The organism is Kitasatospora sp. NPDC023385 (genome assembly GCF_055664045.1).
The window spans coordinates 81,772-106,398 of the sequence record NZ_JBVOOL010000002.1; the positions used below are offsets into that span (position 1 = coordinate 81,772).

At 72.4% G+C, this 24,627-nt stretch carries 21 protein-coding genes and 2 pseudogenes; 8 read left to right on the top strand and 15 right to left on the bottom strand.

The features are described 5' to 3' along the window. The first annotated feature begins 90 nt into the window (after positions 1-90). The gene (locus AC0B61_RS03270; protein ID WP_471738910.1) at positions 91-510 is read left to right on the top strand and encodes a DUF3151 domain-containing protein; all 420 of its coding nucleotides are present in this window, start codon (positions 91-93) and stop codon (positions 508-510) included. A gap of 69 nt (positions 511-579) precedes the next feature. Here the strand turns inward: AC0B61_RS03270 and AC0B61_RS03275 are convergent, their stop codons facing one another. Further along, entirely contained in the window at positions 580-1,830 is a 1,251-nt protein-coding gene (locus tag AC0B61_RS03275) for an IS30 family transposase (protein WP_471739365.1), read from the bottom strand. 243 nt (positions 1,831-2,073) lie between these two features. Then, positions 2,074-3,096, bottom strand: a complete 1,023-nt coding sequence (fbaA, locus tag AC0B61_RS03280; protein ID WP_471738911.1) for a class II fructose-bisphosphate aldolase — start codon at positions 3,094-3,096, stop codon at positions 2,074-2,076. A 299-nt stretch (positions 3,097-3,395) separates the two neighbouring features. On the opposite strand from fbaA, the gene AC0B61_RS03285 reads away from it, so the two are divergent. Further along, entirely contained in the window at positions 3,396-4,115 is a 720-nt protein-coding gene (locus AC0B61_RS03285) for a DedA family protein (protein ID WP_471738912.1), read from the top strand. Between the two features lie 104 nt (positions 4,116-4,219). On the opposite strand, the gene pyrE is transcribed toward AC0B61_RS03285, so the two are convergent. The 5 genes from pyrE to AC0B61_RS03310 form a co-directional block, all read right to left on the bottom strand. Next, positions 4,220-4,756 (bottom strand): orotate phosphoribosyltransferase, encoded by a 537-nt coding sequence (gene pyrE, locus AC0B61_RS03290; RefSeq protein WP_471738913.1) that lies wholly within the window; start codon positions 4,754-4,756, stop codon positions 4,220-4,222. Between the two features lie 43 nt (positions 4,757-4,799). Next, positions 4,800-5,873 carry an SRPBCC family protein gene (locus AC0B61_RS03295; RefSeq protein ID WP_471738914.1) on the bottom strand — a complete coding sequence of 358 codons (1,074 nt, stop codon included), beginning with the start codon at positions 5,871-5,873 and terminating at the stop codon, positions 4,800-4,802. Between the two features lie 193 nt (positions 5,874-6,066). Next, positions 6,067-7,764, bottom strand: a complete 1,698-nt coding sequence (locus AC0B61_RS03300) for a polyamine aminopropyltransferase (protein WP_471738915.1) — start codon at positions 7,762-7,764, stop codon at positions 6,067-6,069. 161 nt (positions 7,765-7,925) lie between these two features. Then, a complete protein-coding gene (locus AC0B61_RS03305; protein ID WP_471738916.1) occupies positions 7,926-8,456 on the bottom strand; it encodes a DUF2617 family protein in 531 nt (176 codons plus the stop codon). A 644-nt stretch (positions 8,457-9,100) separates the two neighbouring features. After that, the gene (locus tag AC0B61_RS03310) at positions 9,101-9,880 is read right to left on the bottom strand and encodes an MBL fold metallo-hydrolase (protein WP_471738917.1); all 780 of its coding nucleotides are present in this window, start codon (positions 9,878-9,880) and stop codon (positions 9,101-9,103) included. Positions 9,881-10,122: 242 nt separating this feature from the next. On the opposite strand from AC0B61_RS03310, the gene AC0B61_RS03315 reads away from it, so the two are divergent. Genes AC0B61_RS03315 through AC0B61_RS03325 form a run of 3 tightly spaced genes read left to right on the top strand, consistent with a single transcriptional unit; the run spans position 10,123 to position 12,507 of the window. Beyond that, on the top strand, positions 10,123-10,650 hold the full coding sequence (locus tag AC0B61_RS03315) for a hypothetical protein (RefSeq protein WP_471738918.1): 528 nt from the start codon (positions 10,123-10,125) through the stop codon (positions 10,648-10,650). Positions 10,651-10,675: 25 nt separating this feature from the next. Further along, positions 10,676-11,842 carry a sensor histidine kinase gene (locus AC0B61_RS03320; RefSeq protein WP_471738919.1) on the top strand — a complete coding sequence of 389 codons (1,167 nt, stop codon included), beginning with the start codon at positions 10,676-10,678 and terminating at the stop codon, positions 11,840-11,842. Continuing rightward, positions 11,839-12,507, top strand: a complete 669-nt coding sequence (locus AC0B61_RS03325) for a response regulator (protein WP_471738920.1) — start codon at positions 11,839-11,841, stop codon at positions 12,505-12,507. Before AC0B61_RS03320 ends, AC0B61_RS03325 begins: the two co-directional genes overlap by 4 nt. A gap of 93 nt (positions 12,508-12,600) precedes the next feature. On the opposite strand, the gene AC0B61_RS03330 is transcribed toward AC0B61_RS03325, so the two are convergent. The 5 genes and pseudogenes from AC0B61_RS03330 to AC0B61_RS03350 form a co-directional block, all read right to left on the bottom strand. Then, entirely contained in the window at positions 12,601-13,761 is a 1,161-nt protein-coding gene (locus tag AC0B61_RS03330; RefSeq protein ID WP_471738921.1) for a pyridoxal phosphate-dependent aminotransferase, read from the bottom strand. A 383-nt stretch (positions 13,762-14,144) separates the two neighbouring features. Beyond that, positions 14,145-14,690 carry a hypothetical protein gene (locus AC0B61_RS03335; protein ID WP_471738922.1) on the bottom strand — a complete coding sequence of 182 codons (546 nt, stop codon included), beginning with the start codon at positions 14,688-14,690 and terminating at the stop codon, positions 14,145-14,147. A gap of 17 nt (positions 14,691-14,707) precedes the next feature. Beyond that, the gene (locus AC0B61_RS03340; RefSeq protein WP_471738923.1) at positions 14,708-16,462 is read right to left on the bottom strand and encodes an alpha/beta hydrolase; all 1,755 of its coding nucleotides are present in this window, start codon (positions 16,460-16,462) and stop codon (positions 14,708-14,710) included. A gap of 4 nt (positions 16,463-16,466) precedes the next feature. Beyond that, positions 16,467-16,868, bottom strand: coding sequence for a hypothetical protein (locus tag AC0B61_RS03345; protein WP_471738924.1), 402 nt, complete (start codon positions 16,866-16,868; stop codon positions 16,467-16,469). A gap of 225 nt (positions 16,869-17,093) precedes the next feature. Then, positions 17,094-17,399: pseudogene (locus AC0B61_RS03350) on the bottom strand (aminotransferase class I/II-fold pyridoxal phosphate-dependent enzyme); the annotation flags it as partial. 33 nt (positions 17,400-17,432) lie between these two features. On the opposite strand from AC0B61_RS03350, the pseudogene AC0B61_RS03355 reads away from it, so the two are divergent. Continuing rightward, positions 17,433-17,594, top strand: a pseudogene (locus tag AC0B61_RS03355) (aminotransferase); the annotation flags it as partial. A 117-nt stretch (positions 17,595-17,711) separates the two neighbouring features. Here AC0B61_RS03355 and AC0B61_RS03360 read toward each other — a convergent pair. Continuing rightward, a complete protein-coding gene (locus tag AC0B61_RS03360; RefSeq protein ID WP_471738925.1) occupies positions 17,712-18,275 on the bottom strand; it encodes a type III secretion system chaperone family protein in 564 nt (187 codons plus the stop codon). Positions 18,276-18,630: 355 nt separating this feature from the next. Between AC0B61_RS03360 and AC0B61_RS03365 the strand changes: the two genes are divergently transcribed. Continuing rightward, positions 18,631-18,960 (top strand): helix-turn-helix domain-containing protein, encoded by a 330-nt coding sequence (locus AC0B61_RS03365; protein ID WP_471738926.1) that lies wholly within the window; start codon positions 18,631-18,633, stop codon positions 18,958-18,960. A gap of 157 nt (positions 18,961-19,117) precedes the next feature. Here AC0B61_RS03365 and clpB read toward each other — a convergent pair whose 3' ends face one another. Beyond that, entirely contained in the window at positions 19,118-21,739 is a 2,622-nt protein-coding gene (gene clpB, locus AC0B61_RS03370; RefSeq protein WP_471738927.1) for an ATP-dependent chaperone ClpB, read from the bottom strand. Between the two features lie 161 nt (positions 21,740-21,900). Then, on the bottom strand, positions 21,901-22,854 hold the full coding sequence (locus AC0B61_RS03375) for a LysR family transcriptional regulator (protein ID WP_471738928.1): 954 nt from the start codon (positions 22,852-22,854) through the stop codon (positions 21,901-21,903). A gap of 71 nt (positions 22,855-22,925) precedes the next feature. Here AC0B61_RS03375 and AC0B61_RS03380 point away from each other — a divergent pair, with 71 nt between their 5' ends. Further along, complete coding sequence (locus AC0B61_RS03380; RefSeq protein ID WP_471738929.1) at positions 22,926-24,041, top strand: TDT family transporter; 1,116 nt, start codon at positions 22,926-22,928, stop codon at positions 24,039-24,041. Positions 24,042-24,627 lie beyond the last annotated feature (586 nt).

Genomic DNA, 24,627 nt, shown 5'->3' on the forward strand with positions numbered 1-24,627 from the left:
GTATGCAGGCCGGCACGCAAGACCGCCGCCGTGATCGCCGAGCACGGTGCGGCGGTTGACCCCTGCGCCTCGAGTGGCAGACTTCAGGGCATGGCGATCCACAGGAATCTTCTCGACGGTCCCGAACCGACCCTCCTGCCCGAGGAGGAGCGGCCCTACCGAATGCTGGCGGAGGAGTCGGCCTCACCCACCCAGGTGGCGGCCGAGTTCCCGACCTTCTGCCTCGCCTGGGCCATGCTGGCCGACGACTCCTACGCGGCCGGCCGGTACGTCGAGTCGTACGCCTACGCCCGCACCGGCTACCACCGGGGCCTCGACGCGCTGCGCCGCAGCGGCTGGAAGGGCCACGGCCCGGTGCCGTGGGAGCACCGCGGCAACCGCGGCTTCCTGCGCTGCCTGGCGGCGCTCGCCCGGGCTGCCGGCGCGATCAAGGAGACCGAGGAGGAGGGCCGCTGCTGGCAGTTCCTGAAGGACAGCAGCGCGGAGGCGTACGCCGAGCTCAAGCAGTAGGCACCCGGACGTGCACGTGCCCCCGGCGGGAGGAGGCGGTCTCTAGGAGTCCTCGCAACACCTGATGGCCTATGCGGTTGTCAGTAGATCACGCAGACGCTCGGCTGGAGTTCTCCAGCCGAGCGTTTTGCGTGGGCGGCCGTTGAGTTGCTGGGCGACGTGTTCGAGGTCCTCGGGACTGTGGACGGAGAGGTCGGTGCCCTTGGGGAAGTACTGCCGCAGCAGGCCGTTGGTGTTCTCGTTCGACCCGCGCTGCCAAGGGGAGTGCGGATCGCAGAAGTAGACAGGCACTCCCGTGGCCACGGTGAACTGCTTGTGCGCGGCCATCTCGCAGCCCTGGTCCCAGGTCAGCGAGCCGCGCAGGTGCTCGGGCAGGGTCTGGATCAGCGGCACCAGCACGTCGCGGACCTCCTCGGCGGTGTGCCCGCCGGGCAGATGCCCGAGCATGACGTAGCGGGTGGAGCGTTCGACCAGGGTGACGATCGCGCTCTCGCTGCGGGGGCCGACGATCAGATCGCCCTCCCAGTGGCCGGGCACCGCCCGGTCCTCCACCTCGGCAGGACGCTCAGAGATCATCACCATCTCGTCGACGAACCGGCGGGTGCGCTGGTCCGGGCCGCGGTGTGGCTTGCGGCGGGTACGCCCGGTGCGCAGTGCCAGTGCGACTTCGCGGCGCAGTCCGCCGCGGGCCTGGACGTAGACCGCTTGGTAGATCGTCTCCGGACTCACCCGCATGCCTTCGTCGTTGGGGAACTTGATGGGGAGAGCGTTGCAGATCTGTTCGGGTGACCAGCGTTCCTGGAGCCGGTCCGCGACGAAGTCGCGCAGCGGTCCGTCCTGGGCGAGCTTGGACTCCTTGGGGCGCGAGCGGCTCTTGGCCCATGCCCGCTGGGCCTGGTGCGGCCGGTAGGTGCCGTTGACCGAGCGGGCGTCGATCTCGCGCTTGATGGTGGAGGCCGGCCGGCCCAGCGCCCGGCCGATCGCGCGCAGTGAGCGGCCCTCGCGCCGCATGTCGGCGATCAGCTCCCGCTCGGCCACGGTGAGGAACCGGGGGTGCAGCTCGGCCTCGACGGCGGCCAGGGACGGCTCCGCCGACGCAACGATGGTGATCACACCAGTCGTATAGTCGATCCGACGGCCGTCCGCGTACAGGCGTGAGTGGCCAATCTGCCGGATGCCCCGGTCCCAGTCCTGGGCCGTGCGCGGGTGGACGCCGACCTGGGCCGCGGCCTCGCGGCGCCGGACCCCGGCCGCCCGAAGGCGCTCGTACTCCGCCCGTCCCGGATGCCCGCCCTTGCCGGGCTTGCCGCGACCACGGATGCCGGCCTTACGAGCCCACCCGGCCGCCGTGTGCCTGTTCACCCCGACAGTCAAGGCCGCCCCGGTGACGCTGCCGTTCTCCTTGTCCAGCGCCTCGAAGAACCTCGCCTTCAGCACCTCGAAATCCACGATCCCCGCAACTCCCTGAACTCCAGGGTGTTGCGGGGATCAATAGAACCCGCCAGGACCGCCGGGGGCACGCGCGTGTCACGCGGGAGCCGCGTTCTCACGCGGCCACCCGGCTCACTTCAGGCGCTTGCCCGCGGAGCGCAGCTGCTGGGCGGCCTCGACCACGCGCGCGGCCATGCCGGCCTCGGCGAGCTTGCCCCAGGTGCGGGGGTCGTAGGTGTTCTTCTTGCCGACCTCGCCGTCGACCTTCAGCACACCGTCGTAGTTGGCGAACATGTGGCCGGCCACCGGGCGGGTGAAGGCGTACTGGGTGTCGGTGTCCAGGTTCATCTTCACGACGCCGTTCTCCAGCGCGGTGGCGATCTCCTCGGCGCTCGAGCCCGAGCCGCCGTGGAAGACGAAGTCGAACGGGTCGGTCCTGCCGTACTGCTTGCCGATCGCGTCCTGCAGCTCGCGCAGCAGCTCCGGCTTCAGCACGACGTTGCCCGGCTTGTACACGCCGTGCACGTTGCCGAACGAGGCGGCCAGCAGGTAGCGGCCCTTCTCGCCCAGGCCCAGCGCCTCGGCGGTGCGCACGGCGTCGTTGACGGTGGTGTACAGCTCGTCGTTGATCTCGTGGGTGACGCCGTCCTCCTCGCCGCCGGTCGGGGTGATCTCGACCTCGAGGATGATCTTGGCGGCGGCGGCCTGGGCCAGCAGCTCCTGGGCGATGGCCAGGTTGTCGGCGAGGGTCTCGGCCGAACCGTCCCACATGTGCGACTGGAACAGCGGGTTCAGGCCCTTGGCCACGCGCTCGGCGGAGACCGCCAGCAGCGGGCGGACGTAGCCGTCCAGCTTGTCCTTCGGGCAGTGGTCGGTGTGCAGCGCGACGGTGACGTCGTACTTGGCGGCGACGATGTGCGCGAACTCGGCGAGCGCGACCGCGCCGGTCACCATGTCCTTGTTGTGCTGGCCGCCCAGGAACTCCGCGCCACCGGTCGAGATCTGGATGATCCCGTCGCTCTCGGCCTCGGCGAAACCACGCAGCGCGGCATGCAGGGTCTGCGACGAGGTGACGTTGATGGCCGGGTAGGCGAACTTGCCCGCCTTGGCCCGGTCCAGCATCTCGTTGTAGACCTCGGGAGTTGCGATGGGCATGCGATCCGCTCCTGTCGGGTTGCGGCGTACGGACGGTGCTGTCCGACGCTGTGTACGCCTTCGTGACGACTCCGTGCCGGCCCGCCGACGCGCGGCGCTGCGGTGTGGCTCTCCGGCACCAAGGTTCGAGGCGGCCTCCGCGGTACGGCCATGAGGGTGGTGGGCCCACCGCGGACCGGACGCCGGTGTCATCTTCCCAGACTCGTGCCCGCAGGTCAGCAGGAGCCCGCCAGTCGGAACACCGTGCTGGAGCGCTCGGCCGGAAGCCGTTCGCAAGGTACGCCCGCTATCCTGCGCCCGTGGACTACAACCAGCTGGCCGTCAACCTGCTCGACGCCAAATCCCTGATCTCGTCCCTCGGCGCCATCGGGCTGATCGCGATCATCTTCGCGGAGACCGGCCTGCTGGTCGGCTTCTTCTTCCCGGGCGACTCGCTACTGATCCTCGCGGGGGTCGCCGCCTCGAACGCCGCCTCCTCGGTGCTCGGCGACGGCGCCAAGCTGCCGATCGCCGTCCTGCTCGTCGGCTGCCCGATCGCGGCGGTCGCCGGGGCGCAGTTGGGGCACCTGATCGGCGCCAAGGTCGGACCGAAGATGTTCGACAAGCCGGACTCGAAGATCTTCCGCCGCGAGTACGTGGTGAAGGCGGAGGAGTACTTCAACAAGTTCGGCTCGGGCAAGGCCGTGGTGCTGGCCCGCTTCATGCCGATCATCCGCACGTTCCTGAACCCGGTCGCCGGCACCCTGGAGATGCCCGCCCGGACCTTCTTCGTCTGGAACGTGATCGGCGGCGTGCTGTGGACCGAGTCCATGCTGCTGATCGGCTACTTCTTCGGCGACGCGCTCGCGCCGGTGATCGACAAGTACCTGATCCCGGCGGTGCTGCTGATCGTGCTGCTGTCGATCTCGCCGATCCTGTTCGAGGTCATGCGCGAGCGGAAGAAGCGGAAGGCCGGCGGCGCCGAGAACGTGGACGAGCCCGCGGCGTCGGCCGCCAGCGGCCGGCACCGGCGGGGCTGAGCGCGAGCACGGCGAAGGGCCGGGTCCGTTCAACGTGTTTCACGTGAAACGGACCCGGCCCTTCGCGTTCGTCCTGGTCCGGCGGTGCCGGGCGGCGCCTGGGCTCAGAGGCCCAGGTCGTCCAGGGTGTACGCGGTCACGTACTCCAGGCCCTGCGCCTCGACGGCACCCGCGCCGCCGCGCTCCACGATCACCGCGACGCCGACCACCTCGGCACCCGCCTCACGCAGCGCCTCGACGGCGGTCAGCACCGAGCCACCCGTCGTGGAGGTGTCCTCGACGGCCAGCACCCGGCGGCCCTTCACCTCCGGGCCCTCGATCCGGCGCTGCAGGCCGTGCGCCTTGCCGGTCTTGCGGACCACGAAGGCGTCCAGCTTCTGCCCGCGCGCCGCGGCGGCGTGCAGCATCGAGGCGGCCACCGGGTCGGCGCCCAGGGTCAGACCGCCGACGGCGTCGTACTCCAGGTGCGCGGTCGCGTCCAGCATCACCCGGCCGACCAGCGGGGCGGCCTCGCCGTCCAGCGTGATCCGGCGCAGGTCGACGTAGTAGTCGGCCTCCTTGCCGGAGGAAAGGGTGACCTTGCCGTGTACGACGGCCTTGTCCTTGATCTGTGCCAGCAGGGCGTCGCGGTCGTTGCTCATGAGCGTTCAGTCTAGGGCCTGACCGCCCGGCCGGCGCTCCCGGCTAGCGCCGGCGCAGCGCCCTGACCAGCACCACGGCGCCGCCCAGCAGGGCCACCGAGCCGCCGATCACCCACGGCACCGCGCTGCGGCCACCGGCACCCGGCACCACGATCCCGCCCGCCTCGCCGCCCCAGCGGGACGCCGCCCGGGCCCGCGCGCTGCGGGCGGGCAGCGCCGGGGCGTACGGGCCGCGCGGCGGGGCGTGGTCCACCTCCTCGGCGGACCGGCCGACGATGCTGCGGCGCACCGGGCCGGTGAGCGCGGGCTCCTCCTCGTACCCGAAGAGCGACTCGGCGGGGATCTCCTCGGCGACGGCGTCCCGCGCCTCGGCCCTCGCCTCCGCCTCGTCCACGTCGTCCACGTCGTCCTCGTCCCGGTCTTCGCCCTCGGCCTGGTCCTCGTCCTCGCCGTCGTCCTCGGCGGATCCGATGGGCAGGCCGAAGCGCTCGGCGTCGGCGTCCGAGAAGGCGATCAGCTCGGAGAGGTCGTCGTCCAGGTCGTCACCGGGCTGGTCCTGGCGGTCCTCGATGAAGAACACCCCGGCGCCGGCCCCGGTCTCCGCCTCGGCGTCGTCGGTGGCGGCCTCGGTGGCCGTCTCGGACTCGTCGTCCTGGCCCGGGTGTTCCGCGCCCTCCGGGGCCACCAGGGCCGCGCCGAACCGGTCCAGGAGCCGACGGCCGGTGGCCTCCAGGGCCTCCCCGTCGAACTCGGTGAGCCGACCGGTGGCGCTCAGGTCACCCGTGAAGCGCAGGGCGGCGGTGCCGTCCTCCGCGCCGTCCGCGACGCGGACCCGGACGGTGGCGGTCGCCTCACCGCTGCCCCGGACCTCCTGGCCCTCGGCGAGCACGGTCAGCACGCCCTCCCGGCCCTCGATCAGCGACAGCACACCCTTGTACGTGATCGTGGAGCCGCCGATCCGCAGCTTCAGCCGCCCGCCGATCTCCTCGGCCGGCCCGCCCCCGACCGCAGCCGGCTCCGTGCTCAGCCCCGGCACACTCCGCGCCAGCAGCGCCGGATCCTGCAAGGCCTGCCGCACCAGCTCGGCGGACATCGGGACGACAACCTCATGCTCCATGCCACGGAGCCTACCGACCCGAACCCGCCCGGTCCCCACCCACCACCACCCGACTTTCCGGCCCCACCCACGCCCCCGTCACCGCGCGCCACGGCCCCTGCGCCGACGGCGCCACCGTCCTGCGTGCCCGCCTGCTCGCTGCTGCGCCGTGCCGAGTCGGCGACGTGCCGTGGTGGTGCCGCGGTGCCTGCTCTCAGCGGGGGCCGAGGAGGGTGAGGGCGGCCGGGGGGCGGGCGGGGCGGATCGAGCTGAGGCGGGCGGTGGAGGTGCGGAGGGTGTCGGGGGTGAGGGCACGGGGTGGGGGAGCGTCGGGGGCGAGGGTGAGCGGGGGGCGGGTGGCGGCGGCGAGGAGGAAGTTCTGGGCGGTGTCCGGCGGGCCGGGGCGGCAGCTGGCGGTGGCGCTGCCCGGGACGGCGTACGGGGTGGTCTGCAGCCCGGCGGTCCGCAGGCCGGATTCGATCTGCCAGAGGCCGTCCGGGTCGCTCCCGGCCCGGACGGCGAGCCGGCCGCCGGGGGAGAGCAGCCGGGCGGCGAGGCCGTAGAACTCCTGGGAGTGGTACTTGACCGGCCCGCCGTCGGCCGGTGCGGGGAGGTCGGCGAGCACCACGTCGAACGGCCCGTCGCCGCCGGAGGCTCCCGTGCCGGCGCCCGGGTCCGCGTCCGTGCCGGCGCCGGCGACCGTGCCGGCATCCGCGCCGCGCAGCCAGGCCATCGGGTCGGCGGTGGTGGTGCGGACCCGGGGGTCGTCGAGGGAGTGGCCGTCGAGGGCGGCGAGCCCGGGGTCGGTGCGGGCGAGGCGGGGGAGGGCGGGGTCGGCGTCGACCAGCCGGACGGTGCGGACGCCCCGGTGCCGCAGGACCTCCCGCAGGGCGAGCCCGTCGCCGCCGCCGAGTAGCAGGACGCGGGTGTCCGGGCCGGCGGCCATGGCCGGGTGGACCAGGCCTTCGCTGCCCCGGTACTCGTCGGGTCCGCAGACGGCGAGCCGTCCGTCGAGGTAGAGCCGGAGGGGGCCTTCGGCGGGGCCGGTGAGCACGATCTCCTGGTGGCGGCTGCGGGTGGCGTGGCGGACCTGGTCGCCGTACAGGGCGTGCCGGGCGGCGCGTTCGACGGCGTCGGTGCCGGCTGCGGCGGCCGCGAGCACGGCGAGGACGAGCAGGCAGGCGCCCCAGAGCAGCCGTCGTATCCGTGGGGCGGGTTCCTCCCGGAAGAGCCAGAGGACCACGGCGGCCCCGGCGACGGCGTTGACGGCTCCGGTGAGGAGCGCGCCGTCGCCGGGGCCGAGTGCGGGCAGGAGCAGGAACGGGAAGGCGAGGCCGCCGATCAGCGCGCCGATGTAGTCGGCGGCGAACAGGTCGGCTGCGGCGCGGCCGGCGTCCTCGCGGCGGATCCGCTGGATGAGGGTCATCAGCAGGGGGATCTCGGCGCCGATCAGGGTGCCGATCAGGCAGGTGAGGCCGACCATCGCGGCCTGGTAGCGGCCGAGCCAGGCCCAGCAGGAGTAGAGGGCGAGGACGGAGAGCCCGCCGGTGAGCGCGAGGGCGCATTCGACGAGGGCGAAGGCGGTGGCGGGTCGGCGGGTGAGCCGTTTGGCGAGCAGGGAGCCGAGGCCCATCGCGAACACCATGACGGAGAGTACGACGGAGGTCTGGGTGACCGTGTCCCCGAGGAGGTAGTCGCCGAGGGCGACCAGTTCGAGCTCGTAGACCAGTCCGCAGGCCGCGCAGACGAACGCGGCCAGCAGGACGGTCAGGCGGGCGAGCCGGGGGCGGGAGCGCAGCCGGGACCGACGGCGGGTGGGCAGGGGGGCGAGGCTGTGCCCGGGCCGGGGCGGGGTGCCGTCGTCGAGGTCCACGCGTGGGCGTACGGGCGGACCGGCCGGATGGTTGATCACGAACAAACGCTAGGGGACGTGCGGGACGGATGGCTGCGTCCATCCGACGGACAGCGGACGACGTCGGATTGACGAATCGTTCCTGCGTGCGATTCGTAGGGTTGCGCTTGCGCTTGGCGACGTATGTCCGGATCGGTCGTTCCGTCCGGCGCTGTCGGCGGTCATGCTCCCGGCAGCACGAGCGAGGAGCGGGTGCACACCAGCTGCCCCTCCTGCGGGTAGGCGTGCCACGTCCGCCAGAGCAGCCGGTCCGCGCCGCCCTGGGTGACCAGCGCGGTGAAGGCGCTCGGATCGCCCGGGAAGACCCCGGCGAGGCCCCGCGGGTGCCCTTCGACCAGGGCCAGCAGCTCCTGGGCGCGGGCCGCGAAGTCGTGCGGCGGCAGCGCCTCGATCCGGGCGGCGAACTCGTACTCCCAGTCGCAGACCTGCTTGGCCACCCGGGCCGGCAGCGGGGTGCGGCGGCCGGGGAGGCAGGCGACGGTCTCCAGGCACTGGCCGGGGCCGGCGTCGATCACCACCTGGTGCGAGGCGCCGAGCAGCCGCAGCTGGAGGCTGCCGGGCGTGCCCGGACGGCCGCCTCCGTCGAGTCTCAGGTCGCGGACCGCCAGAGCGGGCAGCGGGTCGCCGCCGAGGCACCAGGCGAGGTCACCGGCGCGGGTGTCCGTGTAGGAGGTCTGCAGTGTGGTGAGCATGCTCGGCTCCGCGTTTCAGCTCCGTGCGCGCCCGCCGAGCAGCAGCGAGTAGGCCTGCGAAGGCGAGGCTGTTCGTGGCTGTGCGGCCCTGGGCGCGGCCGACCGTGGAAGGAAGGATTCCGGCTGGAGATTCAGCAGCAGAGAAGCACGAATACGCCGGGTCCGCCGGTGATTTACCCAACTTTGTCAAGCATTCACCGTTTCGAGCACACTCGCTCCCCGGCTCTGATCGACCCGGTGTGCGACTCTGCACAGCGCGCGCCCCTACCACCGGGTTGTGCGCCGTGCGCGCTGGTGGTGCGCCGTCCGGATGCATCACGCGCCGCCGCCCTCCGCACACGGGGTGCGAAGGGCGGTCTGGGTGGTCCGGAAGGACGGTCCGTATTCGCCGCTCGACCGGCAAATGGCCAAACCGATCAAGCAAGTTGATGATGCCTCGGATCTGCTGCCGGGTCAGGTGCGCTGCTATTTGGAGGGCGTGAAAGGGGGCGCGCGGCCCCTCTGGGGAGCCGTAGCCGAATCACGGCCTCCTGGCGGCCGTCCGTCCCTTTGCAGAAAGCGACGCGGACCAGGCTACGGGGTGCCCCGATGCCTTGGCCCCCGTCGGCCCGGTGCCCCGTCAGCGCCCTCGGCCCGCACAGTCCTCAGACCGTGAGCCGCTCCCCCGGCGACGGCAGGTGCAGCGTCTCCTGCAGGCCGGCCCGCGCGAAGGCGGCCGGCAGCGTGTCCGGGCCCTCGGTGAAGTGCCCCCAGTGCTCGAAGTGGAGCGGTACGACGTGGCGGGCCCCGAGGATGCGGGCGGCCGCGGCGGCCAGGTCGCTGGTCAGCGTCAGGTGCGCGCCGGGGATCAGCGGCGTGCTGGCGGCCCCGGCGAACAGCACCGCGACGTCGACCGGGCCGACCCGGGCGGCGATCGCCCGCACCACGTCCAGCGAGGCGTTGTCGCCGCTGACGTAGACCGTGGGCAGGCCCGCGCCGGTGAGGACGAAGCCGGTGACCGCCCCGACGAGGTGTTCGCTGCCGTCCGGGCCGTGCTGTGCGGGCACGGCCGTCACCCGCAGCGTCCCGCCGTCCGGCCGCGGCAGGTCGACGTGCTCCCCGTCGGCCAGGGCCCGGACCGGTCCGCCGAGCCGGTCCCGGGCGGCGGAGGTCGAGAGCACCAGCGGTGCGCCGGTGAGGTACGCGCGGCCGGCGCTGTCGAGGTTGTCGGGGTGCTGGTCGTGCGAGAGCAGGACGGCGTCCACCGGGCCGACGTCCTCGGCGGACACCGCCGGGCCGGCGGTCTTGGTGAGGACCCGGGAGCCGATCGGATACTCCCCGGGGCCGTCGAACGTCGGATCGGTCAGCAGGCGCAGCCCGCCGAGCTCGATCAGCGCGGTCGGCCCGCCTACGTACTGGATGGATACCTGAGTCACCTGAGTCATCTGCGACGCCCCCTCAAACAAACGCGCGAAGATCGCTACGTCGATGCCCAAGACTGCCACGGCCCCCGCTGTTCCCCCTCGGAGGGCGGCTTCCCGGACGCCCGCCCCACCGGGTCCGGCCCGGTGCCGCAGGCCCGCTACCCCGGTAGGGGGTCGAGGTTGGCTCCATGGAGGGTCGTGGGTGCGGGCGGCCGAAACCTAATCTCGAACCAATTGCTCGCCCTCCCAGGGAGAAACCCCGCATGGCACTCGCCGCCTCCTCCGCCCTGATTCCCAACTCCCTTATTAAAAAGTCGGGTTGGCTAAGATCCAGCTATGACTGGCGCAGCTCGGCGTACGCCGTCGCGGCTCTGCCGGTCGGCCTAGTGGCCATGCCGCTCGCACTGCTCGGCGGGTCGCGCCTCGCGTACCGGCTCCAGCGCGGGCTCGCCGTACGGCTGTTGGACGCGCGGATCGCCGAGCCGGCCGGCGGTCGGCCGGTGCGCGTCGTTGGTCACGGCGTGCTCGCCCTGCCGCTCCAGCTGCTCGCCGGTCTGCTCACCGGAGCGCTGTGGGCCGACTTCCTGATCCGCGGGGTCTGCTACCCGCTGGCGGTGTGGGGGCGGGACGTGAGCCAGGCCTGGGGCGGCCCGACGCTCGTCGGCGCGTGGGCCGCGCACTTCGGCGTCGGGCTGCTCACGCTGGCGCTCCTGCTGCCGATGTTCCGGGTGCTCGTCGTCGCCCAGCGGCGACTGGCCGTCCGGCTGCTCGGCACCGGCGAAGGAGCCTGAGGTGGCTGCCCTAGGCTGGCCGCCGATGAGCACCGAACAGACGATCCAGCGGCTGCGGGCCGCCGCACTGCCGACCGCGGTCGTCGCCCTCGTGCCGCTGGGATGGCTGGACCTGGTCCAGCACTACGGGCTGGGGGCCGCGCCGGCGATGGCCCTGAGCGTGGCCCGGGTGGTGCCGCTGCTGTGGTGCCGCAGCCGCCCGGTACTGGCGTGGGGGGTGTCGCTCGCCGCGGTCCTGCTGACCTCGTTGGTGGCCCGGCCGGTCTCCGGTGCCGAGCCGTGGCCGTGGCCCGTGACCAGTCTGGCCGCCCAGGTGGTCGTGCTGGTGCTGGCCGGCAGCCGGGTGGAGCGGCGGTTGTCGGCCGGGATGGGGACGGTGGTCGTCGCCGGCACCACCGTCCTGCTGGCCGCGCTGCCCGGGCGCGGCGGCTGGTCGAACCTGCTGCCGGTCGCCGTCGCCACCGTGCTCGCGCTGGTCGGCGCCGAGGTGCTCCGCGACCGGACGCGGACCCGCGCCCGGCTGGTCGAGCAGGAGCGGATCAGCGAAACCGAGCGGACCCGGCGGGCCCTGCTGGAGGAACGGTCCCGGATCGGGCGGGAGTTGCACGACGTCGTGGCCCACCACATGTCGCTGATCGCCGTTCGGGCCGAGACCGCGCCCTACCGGCTGACGGACACCTCGGCGGAGGCCCGTGAGGAGTTCCGGGCCGTCAGCGCCGCCGCCCGCGAAGCCCTGGTGGACATGCGGCGACTGCTGGGCCTGCTGCGCGCGGACGCGGCCGCCGAGCGGATGCCGCAGCCGGAGCTCGGCCAACTCGCCGGTCTCGTCGGCGATGCCGGGCCGTCGGCCACGCTGGAGGTGGTCGGCGACCTCGGGTCCGTTCCGGCCGCGGTCGGCGTCTGCGCCTACCGGATCGTCCAGGAGTCGCTGTCGAACGCGCGCCGGCACGCGCACGGCGCACCGGTGACCGTCCGGGTGGAGCGGTCAGCGGCACGGCTCCTGATAGTCGTCCGGAACGGTCCCGGGGGCACCGGGTCGTCCGCCGCCCTGCCGTCGGCCGTCGGGCCGGGCCATGGTCTGATGGGCATGCGGGAACGGGCCGCCCTGCTGGGAGGGACGTTCTCCGCCGAGGGCACACCCGAGCACGGGTTCACCGTGACCGCCGACCTGCCGCTGTCAGAGGAACGATGACCACCAGCATTCTGATCGTCGACGACCAGGCGATGGTCCGTCAGGGATTCGGTGCACTGCTCGACGCCCAGCCGGGCCTGGCGGTGGTCGGCGAGGCCGCCGACGGCGCGGCCGCGCTGGAGGCCGCGGCCCGCCTCGACCCCGATCTGGTCCTGATGGACGTGCGGATGCCGGTGATGGACGGCCTGGAGGCGACCCGCCGGCTGCTGGAAGGCCGCAGCCAACGGCCCAGGGTGCTCATGCTCACCACCTTCGACCTGGACGACTACGTCTACGAGGCGCTGCGGGCCGGCGCGAGCGGCTTCCTGCTGAAGGACGCGACGGCCGACGAACTGATCCAGGCCGTGCGGGTCGTCGCGGCCGGCGACGCCCTGCTCGCCCCCTCGATCACCCGGCGCCTGATCGAGGACTTCGCCCACCGCCGGCCCGTCCCCCAGGGCACCGGCGCCGCCCGCCGGCTGACCGAGCTCACCCCCCGCGAGACGGACGTCCTCCGGCTGATCGCCCGCGGCCTCTCGAACAGCGAGATCGCCGCGGACCTCGTGCTCGCCGAGCAGACGGTCAAGACCCACGTCAGCCGCATCCTGACCAAGCTCGGCCTGCGGGACCGGGCCCAGGCCGTGGTCTTCTCCTACGAGTCCGGCCTGGTCGCCGCAGGCGCCTGACCCCGCTGCCCGGCCCCCGGACCAGCCGCCCCCGCTGGGGCTACCCGGATTCGGGTCCGGCCGCTCCCGCCGGTGTCCGCGCCCGTGCGGCGCTCAGAGCCGCTGCAGCCTCGACACCGCCTCGGCGAGGACCTCGTCCTTCTTGCAGAACGTGAAGCGGACCAGGCTGCGGCCGGCGTCGGTGTTGTCGTAGAACACGGCGTTGGGGATCGCGACGACGCCGCAGCGCTCGGGCAGGGCCCGGCAGAACTCGATGCCGTCCTTCTCGCCCAGCGGGGTGATGTCGGTGGTGATGAAGTAGGTGCCCTCGGGGGTGAAGACCCCGAACCCGGCGGCGGAGAGCCCGTCGGCGAGCAGGTCGCGCTTGCGCAGCAGATCGGCCCGGAAGGCGTCGAAGTAGTCGTCGGGCAGCCGCAGCGCCTCGGCGACGGCGTACTGGAACGGGCCGGCGCTGACGTACGTCAGGTACTGCTTCGCGGTGCGCACGGCCGCTACCAGGGCTGGGCTCGCGGTGACCCAGCCGACCTTCCAGCCGGTGAACGAGAAGGTCTTGCCGGCCGAGGAGATGGTCACGGTGCGGTCGCGCATGCCGGGCAGGGCGGCGATCGGGCGGTGGGTGGCGTCGAAGACCAGGTGTTCGTAGACCTCGTCGGTGATCACCAGCAGGTCGTGCTCGACGGCGAGTTCCGCGATGCCGGCGAGCTCGTCGGCGGTGAGGACGGTGCCGGTCGGGTTGTGCGGGGTGTTGATCAGCAGCAGCCGGGTGCGCGGGGTGATCAGGGCACGCAGCTCGTCCAGGTCGGGGCGGAAGGACGGGGCCCGCAGGGTGAGCGGGATCCGGGTGGCGCCGGCCATGGCGATGCAGGCGGCGTAGGAGTCGTAGAAGGGTTCGAGGGCGATCACCTCGTCGCCGGGTTCCAGCAGGGCGAGCAGGGCGGCGGCGATGGCCTCGGTGGCGCCCGCGGTGACCAGCACCTCGGCATCGGGGTCGTACGTCAGCCCGTAGAACCGCTGCTGGTGCTCGGCGATCGCTTGCCGCAGCTCGGGGACGCCGGGGCCGGGCGGGTACTGGTTGCCTCGGCCTTCGCGCAGTGCGCCGATCGCTGCCTCCCGGACCTCCTCGGGACCGTCGGTATCGGGGAAGCCCTGCCCGAGGTTGATCGAACCGGTCGCCGTGGCCAGCGCCGACATCTCGGCGAAGATAGTCGTCCCCATACCCGCCAGCCTGCGGTTCAGCAGCGGCCTCGCGCTCATCCCAGCTCCTTACGGCTCGTAGTCAGGGCCAATCCTCGGGGTGGGAGTCAGCAGCGACAAGCCCAACTGCCCAGCTACACCGTTCTGGGTGCCTTCCCGCTGTGTTGATCGGGATCCGGATTGATTAGCAGGTCGGCAGAGAGATTGCCGTGCGGTCCTCGTGCCATGACCAGGGGAGGGGAGGCCCTGGCCGAGGTTGATCGAGTCGGTGGTGACCGCGAGGGCGGACATCTCGGCGAAGATCGTCATGCCCATCCCGGCCAGTCGGCGGTTCAGCAGCGGCCTCGCGCTCATCATCGGCTCCTCACAGCTCGTCATGGGGGCTGTCTTCTGGCGGGCGGCGGACAAGCATGCGCGCCCGCCGCCCCGGCCCGACTCGTGCGTCAGCTCGACCAGTACGGGTCGTCGACCGTCGCGCACTGGGCGGCGTAGTTCAGCGGTCCATGGATGAACCCGCCGTTGCCGTTGGTATCGGTGGTGTCGGTGACATCGGTCAGGGTGGCTCGGATCTCGGCACAACCGTTCACACCCACGGCGAACCAAAGGGTGAACCCCGAGCCCCTCACTTCCACCGCGCCCTTGTTGCGCTCGACCGGGTAGCCCTTTCCCGTCCAGAGCGCCTGGACGAGGTCGAGCGGCTCCTGACGGTGCTTGGGGGCGATCCGGACCTGGGCCGCTTGTTTGGCGATCATCTCCGTGCGACCCGTCTTCCTGCACCCGGACGTTCCGCAGAACCCGGTCAGGTCGGGGTTGCTCTCGAACCTCGTCTCGACCCACTGGAGCCCCGGGTGGAAGACCCCACCGACATCGGCGAGTTCGCCCTCGATCCGGTGCTGTGCCTGCTCGACCGGCACGGTGGGTTCCTTCTCGGGCTCCGGCCAGACGAACCAGCCGACCAGGAGGGCCAGCAGCACCCCTGGCACGGTCATGCGCCGTACCGTGGCCCTCACCGCGGGTCCTGCCGGGTGATCGTGTTCCCGTGGCCGCTCACGATCTTCCCGACGTTGGGGAGCGAGTCGCCGCCCGCGCCGTGCTTCCCGAAGTAGTTGTCGTGGGAGTCGGTGGTGGTCCCGTCCGCCACCGAGAAGCGCTGCCCGCCGAAGTCCCCGCTGGCCGGGTCCGTGCCGAACCAGCCCTGCTTGCCCGGGTGATTGATCTCCTCATAGATCAATTCGCCCAAGCCGCCGAGCATCCCGGGGCTCGGCGCGTTGGCCACGGGGTCGTTCTTGGCGGCGCCGACGTACACGTGATCAGCGCCGACCCCGAGTTGCGACGCCTTGTCCACCCCGGTACCAGGGCTGCCGACCAGGACGATGTCGTCAGCGGCCAACCCGCCTGGGTGCTGCGTCGCCTGTCCGACCACCAAGGATCCGTAACTGTGCCCCTGAGCGGTCACATGCGCCGGCTCCCCCTCATGGGTGGCTCGGAGCCCGGCGAGGAACTTGTTGTAGTCAGCCCCGCCCGCGACCGCCCGGTCCTCGGTGAGCACCGAGGGGCCGTCCAACTGCGGGGCGTCGTACCCCAGCCAGAACACGGACGCGACGCTCGGTGTGTCACCGTTAGTCGTCGCGCTGCTCACCGCGGAATCGTAGATGCGCTTCGCCGTCATGGCGTCGCCGCCTCCGACGCCCGCCATGGTGCTGTTCAGCCCGGGCACCAGCGACGAGACGTTGCGCGCCTTGTCCGGGTCACCCCAGGACACGATCGCACGGCCCTGCCCCTGATCACCGATCCCCAGCAACAGCAGCGGCGGGTCGGAGTTCGGCCCGCCCAGACCACCGTCCTTCTTGCCGTCGAGCCGGTCCTGAATGGACTGGAAACCGTCGAGCTTCTCCTGCAGGGCGTCGCGCTTCGCCTTCCACTTCTCGTGCTCGGGATTCGTGGCGGGCTCGCCCTTGATGGACCCCAGGTACAGATCCGGCTCGGGGCCGAGGTCGGCGATCTGGCGCTTACGGTCCTGGATCAGGTTCTTGAGGTTGGTCCGGTTGGCCTGGTCGCGGGCGGCGGCGGGGATGCCGTCGAGGTTGCCGAGCTGGTCCGGGTGGTTGAGGATCAACCGCTGCTGCTGAGCATCGGTCAGGCTGTTCCACCAGTCCTTGACGTTCTTCGGGTCGGTGCCGGCGGCGGGGATCTGCTGGAGGGCGTTCGCGGCGTCCGTGTCGGCCTTCGTGGTGGCGGAGTCCAGGGCGGTGCCGTTGCTCGCGTTGGTGGCCAGGTGGCCGAGCCGCGCGCTGATGGCCTTGTCCGCGTGGTCGGCCTCGTTGAGTGCGGCGGTGATCCGGGCCTGGATCTGCTTGGCCTGGTTCTCGGCGTCGGTGCCGGCGAAGTTCGCGGAGTTCGGGTCCTTGTCCCAGGTGATCCCGCCGTCTGCGGCCACGGTCAGTTTGTGGGTCTTGGCGTCGTCGAGGGCGCTGATCAGGTGTGACTGGGCGGCGGCGAAGCCGTCGTAGGCGTCCTGCAGGGCCTTGCTGACCAGTCCGATCTCCTGTTGGGCGGCCTGGAGCTCGTTCTCCAGGAGCTGGATCCGGGTCTGAGCGTGGCCGGCGGCGGTGCCCGTCCACTGGGAGCGGTTCAGCCTGTTGATGACCTCGCTCTGCCAGTTGTCCTTGTGCTGACCGAAAGCGGTGGCCAGGGTGTCGAAGGCGTTCTTCGCGGTGGTGATGCCGATGATGTCGGCGTCGTGAAGGGTCTTGATGTCCATTGGGCTACTCGGCCGCCTTCGCGCTGGAGGGCTTCACGGGGCCCGGGACGACGGTCGTGCCGAAGGGGTCCGGCTCGTCCGGGATTGGGGCAGCCGGGTTCTTCATGCTCGTGTGGATGTCCTTCTCGACCTGGCGGTAGTAGGTGGCCGATGCGGCGAGCTTGGTACCGACGTCGCCCATGTCGCCACCTAGCTTGTCCAGCAGCGTCTTCCAGTTCGTCCCGCAGTTCTGTATGGCGGTGGCGGTGAGCCAGCCCTTCAGACCGCCGGCGGCTTGGTTGCACGGCTCGGTGATCTTTGAGGTCTCGCCCGGTATGAGACCGCCGATGTGTTGTGCGCTCTGTCCGCAGCCGTCCAGCTCGGCCGGATTGACCTTGAACTCCAAGGCCAGATCAGGATCCGCCATGTGTCCCCCCTGTAGTCAGCCGCAGGGTGTTGCCCGTCGCCTGCGTTCCCCCCAGAAATGATTACTGTCGGATAGTAATCAGTTGCTCTTGGCTGCAATCGGTGGACCCGTGCGCTGGCATGCGCTTCCGAGACTCAGTGGTTGCTCGACGGCTGACCTGGCGTCTTGGTAAGGCCCTCGCATTCGCCGTCAGTTCGCCACTGAAGAGGTAGGCGAGCAAGGTTTGACCCAGCCGACCTTCCAGCCGGTGAACGAGAAGGTCTTGCCGGCGGAGGAGATGGTCACGGTGCGGTCGCGCATGCCGGGCAGGGTGGCGATCGGGCGGTGGGTGGCGCCGAAGACCAGGTGTTCGTAGACCTCGTCGGTGATCACCAGCAGGTCGTGCTCGACGGCGAGTTCCGCGATGCCGGCGAGCTCGTCGGCGGTGAGGACGGTGCCGGTCGGGTTGTGCGGGGTGTTGATCAGCAGCAGGCGGGTGCGCGGGGTGATCAGGGCACGCAGCTCGTCCAGGTCGGAACGGAAGGACGGGGAACCAGGCCACTGCTGAACCGCCGACTGGCCGGGATGGGTGCGACGGTCTTCGCCGAGATGTCTGCCCCGGCCACGGCCACCGGCTCGATCAATCTGGGGCAGGGCTTCCCGGACACCGACGGGCCGCGCGGGATCGCTGAGGCCGCCGCGCGCGCCGTGCTGAACGGCCAAGGCAACCGGTACCCGCCCGGCCCCGATTCCACGGGTGCCGCAGGTCCGGTGACGGAGAACGGCCCGCCACCGGTGTGAGCGCGGGGCGGGCCGTACCGGACGGTGCCGGGAGGTGCCAGGAGAGGGCCGGGGAGACCGGGATCAGGCCTCGTCGGTGCCCTCGGGGGCCTCGCCGTCCCCGTCCTCGCCCTCGATCTCGTCCTGCAGGCCCAGGCGCTCGACCATCCACTGCTCGAAGCCGACCGCGGCCTGGGTCCAGTTGGCGGTGGTGGTCACGAAGTAGTCCAGGTTGACGCCGGTGCCGACGATCATCTGGGCCTCGCCGATCAGGCGGACCACGCCGTCCTCATGGGTGTGGGTGTACACCTTGGGCCAGAGGGTCTCGCGGTTCCACTCGTCGATCAGGTCGAGGATCTCGCCCTTCTTCTCCAGCGGGTACGCGCGGTCGTAGAAGGCGCGCACCGCGAAGAGCTCCTTCTGCTCGCCGCGGAACATGTAGTAGACGCGGAAGCCCTCCCAGGGGGCGGTGAGGTCGCCCTCCTCGTCCACGACGTGCTTGAGCTGCATCTGGTCGAGCAGCTGGGCGACCAGGCCCTGGTCCGGGACGATGATCGGCGGCGGGCCGGCCGGCTGCCCGCCCTGGCCACCGGGCTGGCCGCCCTGGGGCACGCCGAACGACGGGATGGACGACGGGTCGATGCTCATGGGGGTCCTCTTCCTCAGTGCACGTGGTGGCCGGCAATGAGAGGCCGCCCTTTCCACCTCCCATCCTGCCTCATCCGTGGCTTCGCTCACAGGGGAGCCCGGGGGTGCGCCGATCTTCGTCCGAGGGGCGTCCGGGGGGTGCCGGCGGGGGCTGCGCAGACGTCGGTCACGCACTGTGCCCGGGCCCGGAGGGCGGGCCGGGCGGCGGGATGTGAGTGAGACACGTCACGTGCCCGGCGCGCGGGTTCGCCTGCCGTACGGGCCGGATGCGGTTAGCGTGCGACGGAACTCACTTCGCACAAAGCCCATACCGGGCGGGCGAGTTGAGCTGTTCTGAGTCGAGGGGGGAACAGGCGTGGACGGAACGGTGACGGGGGACGGCGCATCGCTCGGTGCGCTGCTGCGGAGTATCCGGCTGGACCGGGGGATGACGCAGGAGCGGCTGGGCGAGGCGACGGGGCTGAGCGTGCGGTCGATCCGGGACCTGGAGCGGGGCGTGTCCTGCCCGCGGGTCTCCACGCTCCGCCTGCTGACCCAGACCTGGAACCTGCCGGAGGCCCAGGTGGCGGAGCTGCACCGGCTGGCGCGCAGCCGGCGGGACCGGTCGCGGCGGCGGCAGCGGCGGGGTACGGCCGAGTGGCGCGAGGCGGAGCGGGGCCTGGCGCAGCCCGGAGACGCCGCATGACCGGAGACGCTGCATGACCGAAGCCGCCGCATGACCCGGAGCCGCCGTACGGCCACGAGACTCCGTACGGCCCGGAGACGCCGCACGGCCCGGAGATGCCGCGAGCCGCTCCCCTCCGCCTGCGGAAGGGAGCGGCCCGCGGGCCGGACGCGCGGCGTTACTTCTCCAGCGGCCCCCGGCCGCGGACGGTGAGGCGGTCTCCCTCCTCGTCCCGCTCGACCAGGACGGTGTCCCCGTCGTGCACGGCGCCGGACAGGATCGCCCGGGCCAGCTGGTCGCCGATCGCGGACTGCACCAGCCGGCGCAGCGGGCGGGCGCCGTACGCCGGGTCGTAGCCGGTGAGCGCCAGCCAGTCGCGGGCGGCCGCGGAGACCTCCAGGGTGAGCCGCCGCTCGTTCAGCCGCTCGCCGAGGCGGGCCACCTGCAGGTCGACGATCCGGCTCAGCTCGGCGGTGCCGAGCGGCTCGAAGACCACGATGTCGTCCAGCCGGTTGAGGAACTCCGGCTTGAACGCGGCCCGGACGGTGCCCAGCACCAGTTCCCGCTTCTCCGCCTCCGGGGTGGTCGGGTCGACCAGGAACTGGCTGCCCAGGTTGGAGGTGAGGATCAGGATGGCGTTGCGGAAGTCCACCGTGCGGCCCTGGCCGTCGGTGAGCCGCCCGTCGTCGAGTACCTGGAGCAGGACGTCGAAGACCTCCGGGTGGGCCTTCTCCACCTCGTCCAGCAGCACGACGCTGTACGGGCGGCGGCGGACCGCCTCGGTGAGCTGGCCGCCCTCCTCGTAGCCGACGTACCCGGGCGGGGCGCCGACCAGGCGGGAGACCGAGTGCTTCTCGCCGTACTCGCTCATGTCGATCCGGACCATCGCCCGCTCGTCGTCGAACAGGAAGTCGGCCAGGGCCTTGGCGAGTTCGGTCTTGCCGACACCGGTCGGGCCGAGGAAGAGGAAGGAGCCGGTCGGGCGGTCCGGGTCGGCGATGCCGGAGCGGGTGCGCCGCACCGCGTCCGAGACGGCCTGCACGGCCTCCGCCTGGCCGATCAGGCGGGTGCCCAACTCGTCTTCCATACGCAGGAGTTTGGCGCTCTCGCCCTCCAGCAGCCGGCCGGCCGGGATGCCCGTCCAGGAGGCCACCACGTCAGCCACGTCGTCCGGGCCGACCTCCTCCTTGACCATCGAGGGGGAGGCGGCCCCGGACTCGTCGTTCGCGGTCGCGGCGCGCTCCTGGGCCTCGGTGAGCTCCTTCTCGGCGGTCGGGATCTCGGCGTACATCAGCTTGGACGCCCGCTCGAAGTCCCCGTCGCGCTGGGCGCGTTCGAGTGCGCCGTGCAGGTCGTCCAGCCGCTCCTTGAGCTCACCGACCCGGTTGAGGCTCTTCTTCTCCTGCTCCCAGCGGGCCGTCAGGACGCTCAACTGCTCGTTCCGGTCGGCGAGGTCGCGGCGCAGCCGGGCCAGCCGGTCGACCGAGGCCGGGTCCGACTCCTTCTCCAGGGCCAGTTCCTCCATCCGCAACCGGTCGACGGAGCGCTGGAGTTCGTCGATCTCGACCGGGGAGGAGTCGATCTCCATCCGCAGCTGGGAGGCCGCCTCGTCGACCAGGTCGATCGCCTTGTCGGGCAGGAAGCGGGAGGTGATGTAGCGGTTGGACAGGGTGGCCGCGGCGACCAGCGCGGCGTCCGAGATCTGCACCTTGTGGTGGGCCTCGTACCGGCCCTTGAGGCCGCGCAGGATGGCGATCGAGTCCTCGACGCTGGGCTCGCCGACCAGCACCTGCTGGAAGCGGCGCTCCAGCGCCGGGTCCTTCTCGATCCGTTCGCGGTACTCGTCCAGCGTGGTGGCGCCGACCATCCGCAGCTCGCCGCGGGCCAGCATCGGCTTGAGCATGTTGCCCGCGTCCATCGCGGAGTCGCCGCCGGCGCCCGCGCCGACCATGGTGTGCAGTTCGTCGATGAAGGTGACGACCTGGCCGTCGGAGGCCTTGATGTCGTTGAGGACGGCCTTGAGCCGCTCCTCGAACTCGCCGCGGAACTTGGCGCCCGCCACCATCGCGCTGAGGTCCAGCGAGACCAGCCGCTTGCCGCGCAGGGACTCCGGCACGTCCCCGGCCACGATGCGCTGGGCCAGGCCCTCGACGACGGCCGTCTTGCCGACGCCCGGCTCGCCGATCAGCACCGGGTTGTTCTTGGTCCGGCGGGAGAGCACCTGGACCACCCGGCGGATCTCGTGGTCGCGGCCGATCACCGGGTCGAGCTTGCCGTCCCGGGCGGCCTGGGTGAGGTCGGTGCCGTACTTCTCCAGCGCCTTGTAGGTGCCCTCCGGGTCCGGCGAGGTGACCCGGCCGGTGCCGCGGACGTCCTTGAAGGCGGCGAGCAGCGCCTTCGGCGTCGCGCCCTGCTGCGCCAGCAGTTCGCCGACCGACCCGCCCTCGGCGGCCAGGCCGACCAGCAGGTGCTCGGTGGAGACGTACTGGTCGTCCAGGTCGTCCGCGCGCCTGCCGGCCTCGGTGAGCACCGCCAGGGTGTCCCGGGCGAGCTGCGGCGCGGCGACCGTCGAGCCCATCGCGCTGGGCAGCGCGGCCAGCCGCTGGCGCGCCTCGGCACCGACCCGGGCGACGTCGGCCCCGACCGCCTCCAGCAGGGGCCGGGCGATGCCCTCGGGCTGCTCCAGCAGGGCGATCAGGATGTGCACCGGCTTGACGTCCGGGTTGCCGGCCGTGCCCGCCTGCCGGATCGCGGCGGACAGGGCGTCCTGCGTCTTGGTGGTGAACTTGCTGGCGTCCACTGCTGGGGGGTCCTCCCTCGTCGTCCTTCACTGCTGCTGCCTTCAGCATGTACTAAGTTGAGTCTACTGCGCTCAACCCGGTCCGGCTCAACCCTTTCCGGGCTTCTTTTCCGGGCCCGGGGCGGCCGCGCAGGCCTCACGGTCGGGGCGACCGGGCGGCCTCAACGCCGCGGCGGACGCGCGGGCCTCGCAGGCTTCAGCGCCGGGGTGGCCGCGCGCCGGGTCAGTCCCAGCAGCTCCCGCGCCGGCCCGCCCGGCCGCTGCCCGGCCGGCCACACGGCGCGCAGCGGCCGCCGCAGGTCCAGCCCCTCCGCCAGCGGCACCTCGACCAGCCGTCGGGTCGCCAGTTCCTCCATCACCGCCAGCTCGCTCAGGCAGACCGGCCCGGCCCCGGTCATCGCCGCCGCCTTCAACGCGGTGGACGAGGCCAGTTCGAGGCGGGGCTGGGTCGCGCCGCCGTACGGCCGCAGCGCCATCTCCAGCACCTCCCGGGTGCCCGAGCCGGGTTCGCGCAGGACGAGCGGGGTGGCGGCCAGTTCGGGCCCGGTCAGCGGGGTGCGGCGGCGTGCCCAGGGGTGGCCGGGCGCGACCACGACGACCAGCCGGTCCGCCGCCACGACCGCGCCGGCCAGCCCGGGCGGGGTGGCCGGGCCCTCGACGAAGCCGAGGTCGGCGTGCCCGGCCAGGACGTGGCCGGCGACTTCCGCCGAGTTCGCGGTCCGCAGGGTCACCGCCGTGCCCGGGCTGGCCGCGGCGAGCCCCAGCAGCCAGCCCGGCATCAGGTACTCGGCGACGGTCAGGCTGGCCACCACGCGCAGTTTGGCGTCCCGGCGTTCGCGCAGCGCGTCGATCCCGGCGTCCAGCGCCTGGGCCGCCTCCACCACCTGCCGGGCCCACTCGACCACCAGTCGGCCGGCCTCGGTCGGCGTGCTGCCCCGGGGGGAGCGGTCCAGCAGGGGGACGCCGATCTGGCGTTCCATGCCCTTGATCCGGGCGCTGGCGGTCGGCTGGCTGACGCCCAGCTCGGCCGCCGCCCGTCCCACGCTGCCCAGCCGGGCCACCGCGAGCAGCAGTTCCAGGGCGCCGAGTTCGGGGACGCGCGGAGAGAGGCTCATAGATCCAGGCTATGCCCCCATAGGATCGTCGGCGCTACCGGCGGCCGGCCTTCGGACCGATGGTGGGGAGCATGTCCACCGTGTCCGACCTCCGCCCCCTCGCCCGCCGAGCCGTCGTCCGCCGTTCCCGGTACGACCTCTCCCAGCTCGGCCCCAACTGGTACGCCGCCGTGATGGGCACCGCGATCCTGGGCAACGGCGCCGCCGTCCTGCCCGTACGGCTGCCCGGGCTGATCGGCTTCGGCGAGGTGATGTGGGCGCTCGGCCTGGCCGCCCTGCTGGTGCTGGGCGCGGCCCGGCTGGTCCACCTCACCCGGCACCGCGAGGCCGCCCGCGCCCAGCTGCTGGACACCCCGGCCGCCGCGGTCTTCTACGGCTGCCCGCCGATGGCGATGCTGGCGGTCGGCCTCGGCACCCTGCTGCTCGGCTCGCGGGTCGTCGGCACCGGCCCGGCGGTCGCCGTGGACGCGGTGCTGTGGGGCGTCGGCACCCTGTACGCGCTGGCCGTCGCCGGCGGCATCCCGTACCTGATGATCACCCGGCACCCGGTGTCCGCCCTGGAGGCCAACCCGACCTGGCTGCTGCCGGTGGTCGCCCCGCTGGTCGCCTCCGCCTGCGGGCCGGCGCTGGTTCCGCACCTGCCGGCCGGGACGCCCCGGCAGGCCATGCTGTACGCCTGCTGCGGGCTGTTCGGGGTCGGCCTGTTGGCCACGCTGGTGCTGCTGCCGGTGGTGTTCACCGGGCTGTTGCACAGCAAGCTGCCCACCCTGGCGCTCACTCCGTCGCTGTTCCTGGTGCTCGGCCCGCTCGGCCAGTCCGTCACCGCCGTCCACCAGCTCGCCGACGCCGCCCGCCCGGTGCTGCCCGCGCTGGCACCGGCCATGCTCGACCTCGCCGAGCTGTACGGCGTCGCGGTGATCGGCGTCGCCATGCTGTGGCTGGCCGTCGCGTTCGCCGCCAACCTGCGCGCCCGGCGGGCCGGAATGCCGTTCGCGATGACCTGGTGGGCGTACACCTTCCCGATCGGCACCTGCGTCACCGGCACCTCCGCCCTCGCCCGGCACACGGGCTTCGGGGGCTTCACCGGGCTGGCCGCCGGACTGTTCCTGCTGCTGGCGTTCGCCTGGGTGCTCGCGGCGGGCGGGACGGCGGCCGGGCTGGCGCGCGGGAGGCTGCTGGCGCGCTGAGCCGCGCTGTTGCAGGAACGCCGCACTGAACCGCGCCGTTGCAGGAATGCCGCACTGAGCCGCCGTTGCAGGAACGCGCAGCAGCGGACTCACCGTGCACGGCCGACCGGCGGAACCGCCGGGCGCCGCCCGTACCCCCCGCTGGCCTCGGCCTTTACCGGAACCCGGTCCACCGCCCACGCCACCGCCCCGGACCAGTCCTGCAGATGTCTGCAATTGCGCGAACCTGCACTCGGGCGGCACTTGTTCACCGGCCGTCACGCTGTGAGGGTGGAGCCACGCCAGGTCGTCCGGGCAACCGCGGCCCGATGGTGGCGACTTGCTCTTCAAACTGACCGCAGCCGCGTCAACCCGCGGCGGTGGAACGGGGGATGGAGAGCGCCGGCCGGGGACCATGTGTGGTGATGGACCCCAGCACGGAGTCGTCGAGGCGTTGCTGCTCCGCCTCGACGGAAGCGCCGTGGCATTGGCGTACGGGCGGCGGCCCCGGACAACCCGGTGTGCGACGGCACCCGGGCCCGGGGCCCGCCGTCCCACCAGGCACCGTGACCGCCGATCCGCAGGACCAAGCCCTACCGGCACCGGT

Bases quoted from the DNA above. Each gene is read 5' to 3' on its own strand.
- AC0B61_RS03315 (WP_471738918.1), top strand. From the start codon at position 10,123: ATGGCACTCGCCGCCTCCTCCGCCCTGATTCCCAACTCCCTTATTAAA.
- AC0B61_RS03345 (WP_471738924.1), bottom strand. From the start codon at position 16,868: ATGGCGGATCCTGATCTGGCCTTGGAGTTCAAGGTCAATCCGGCCGAG.
- AC0B61_RS03380 (WP_471738929.1), top strand. From the start codon at position 22,926: ATGTCCACCGTGTCCGACCTCCGCCCCCTCGCCCGCCGAGCCGTCGTC.
- AC0B61_RS03325 (WP_471738920.1), top strand. From the start codon at position 11,839: ATGACCACCAGCATTCTGATCGTCGACGACCAGGCGATGGTCCGTCAG.
- AC0B61_RS03270 (WP_471738910.1), top strand. From the start codon at position 91: ATGGCGATCCACAGGAATCTTCTCGACGGTCCCGAACCGACCCTCCTG.
- AC0B61_RS03320 (WP_471738919.1), top strand. From the start codon at position 10,676: ATGAGCACCGAACAGACGATCCAGCGGCTGCGGGCCGCCGCACTGCCG.
- AC0B61_RS03330 (WP_471738921.1), bottom strand. From the start codon at position 13,761: ATGAGCGCGAGGCCGCTGCTGAACCGCAGGCTGGCGGGTATGGGGACG.
- AC0B61_RS03340 (WP_471738923.1), bottom strand. From the start codon at position 16,462: ATGGACATCAAGACCCTTCACGACGCCGACATCATCGGCATCACCACC.
- AC0B61_RS03295 (WP_471738914.1), bottom strand. From the start codon at position 5,873: ATGGAGCATGAGGTTGTCGTCCCGATGTCCGCCGAGCTGGTGCGGCAG.
- AC0B61_RS03305 (WP_471738916.1), bottom strand. From the start codon at position 8,456: ATGCTCACCACACTGCAGACCTCCTACACGGACACCCGCGCCGGTGAC.
- AC0B61_RS03310 (WP_471738917.1), bottom strand. From the start codon at position 9,880: ATGACTCAGGTGACTCAGGTATCCATCCAGTACGTAGGCGGGCCGACC.
- AC0B61_RS03360 (WP_471738925.1), bottom strand. From the start codon at position 18,275: ATGAGCATCGACCCGTCGTCCATCCCGTCGTTCGGCGTGCCCCAGGGC.
- fbaA (WP_471738911.1), bottom strand. From the start codon at position 3,096: ATGCCCATCGCAACTCCCGAGGTCTACAACGAGATGCTGGACCGGGCC.
- AC0B61_RS03375 (WP_471738928.1), bottom strand. From the start codon at position 22,854: ATGAGCCTCTCTCCGCGCGTCCCCGAACTCGGCGCCCTGGAACTGCTG.
- AC0B61_RS03335 (WP_471738922.1), bottom strand. From the start codon at position 14,690: ATGACCGTGCCAGGGGTGCTGCTGGCCCTCCTGGTCGGCTGGTTCGTC.
- pyrE (WP_471738913.1), bottom strand. From the start codon at position 4,756: ATGAGCAACGACCGCGACGCCCTGCTGGCACAGATCAAGGACAAGGCC.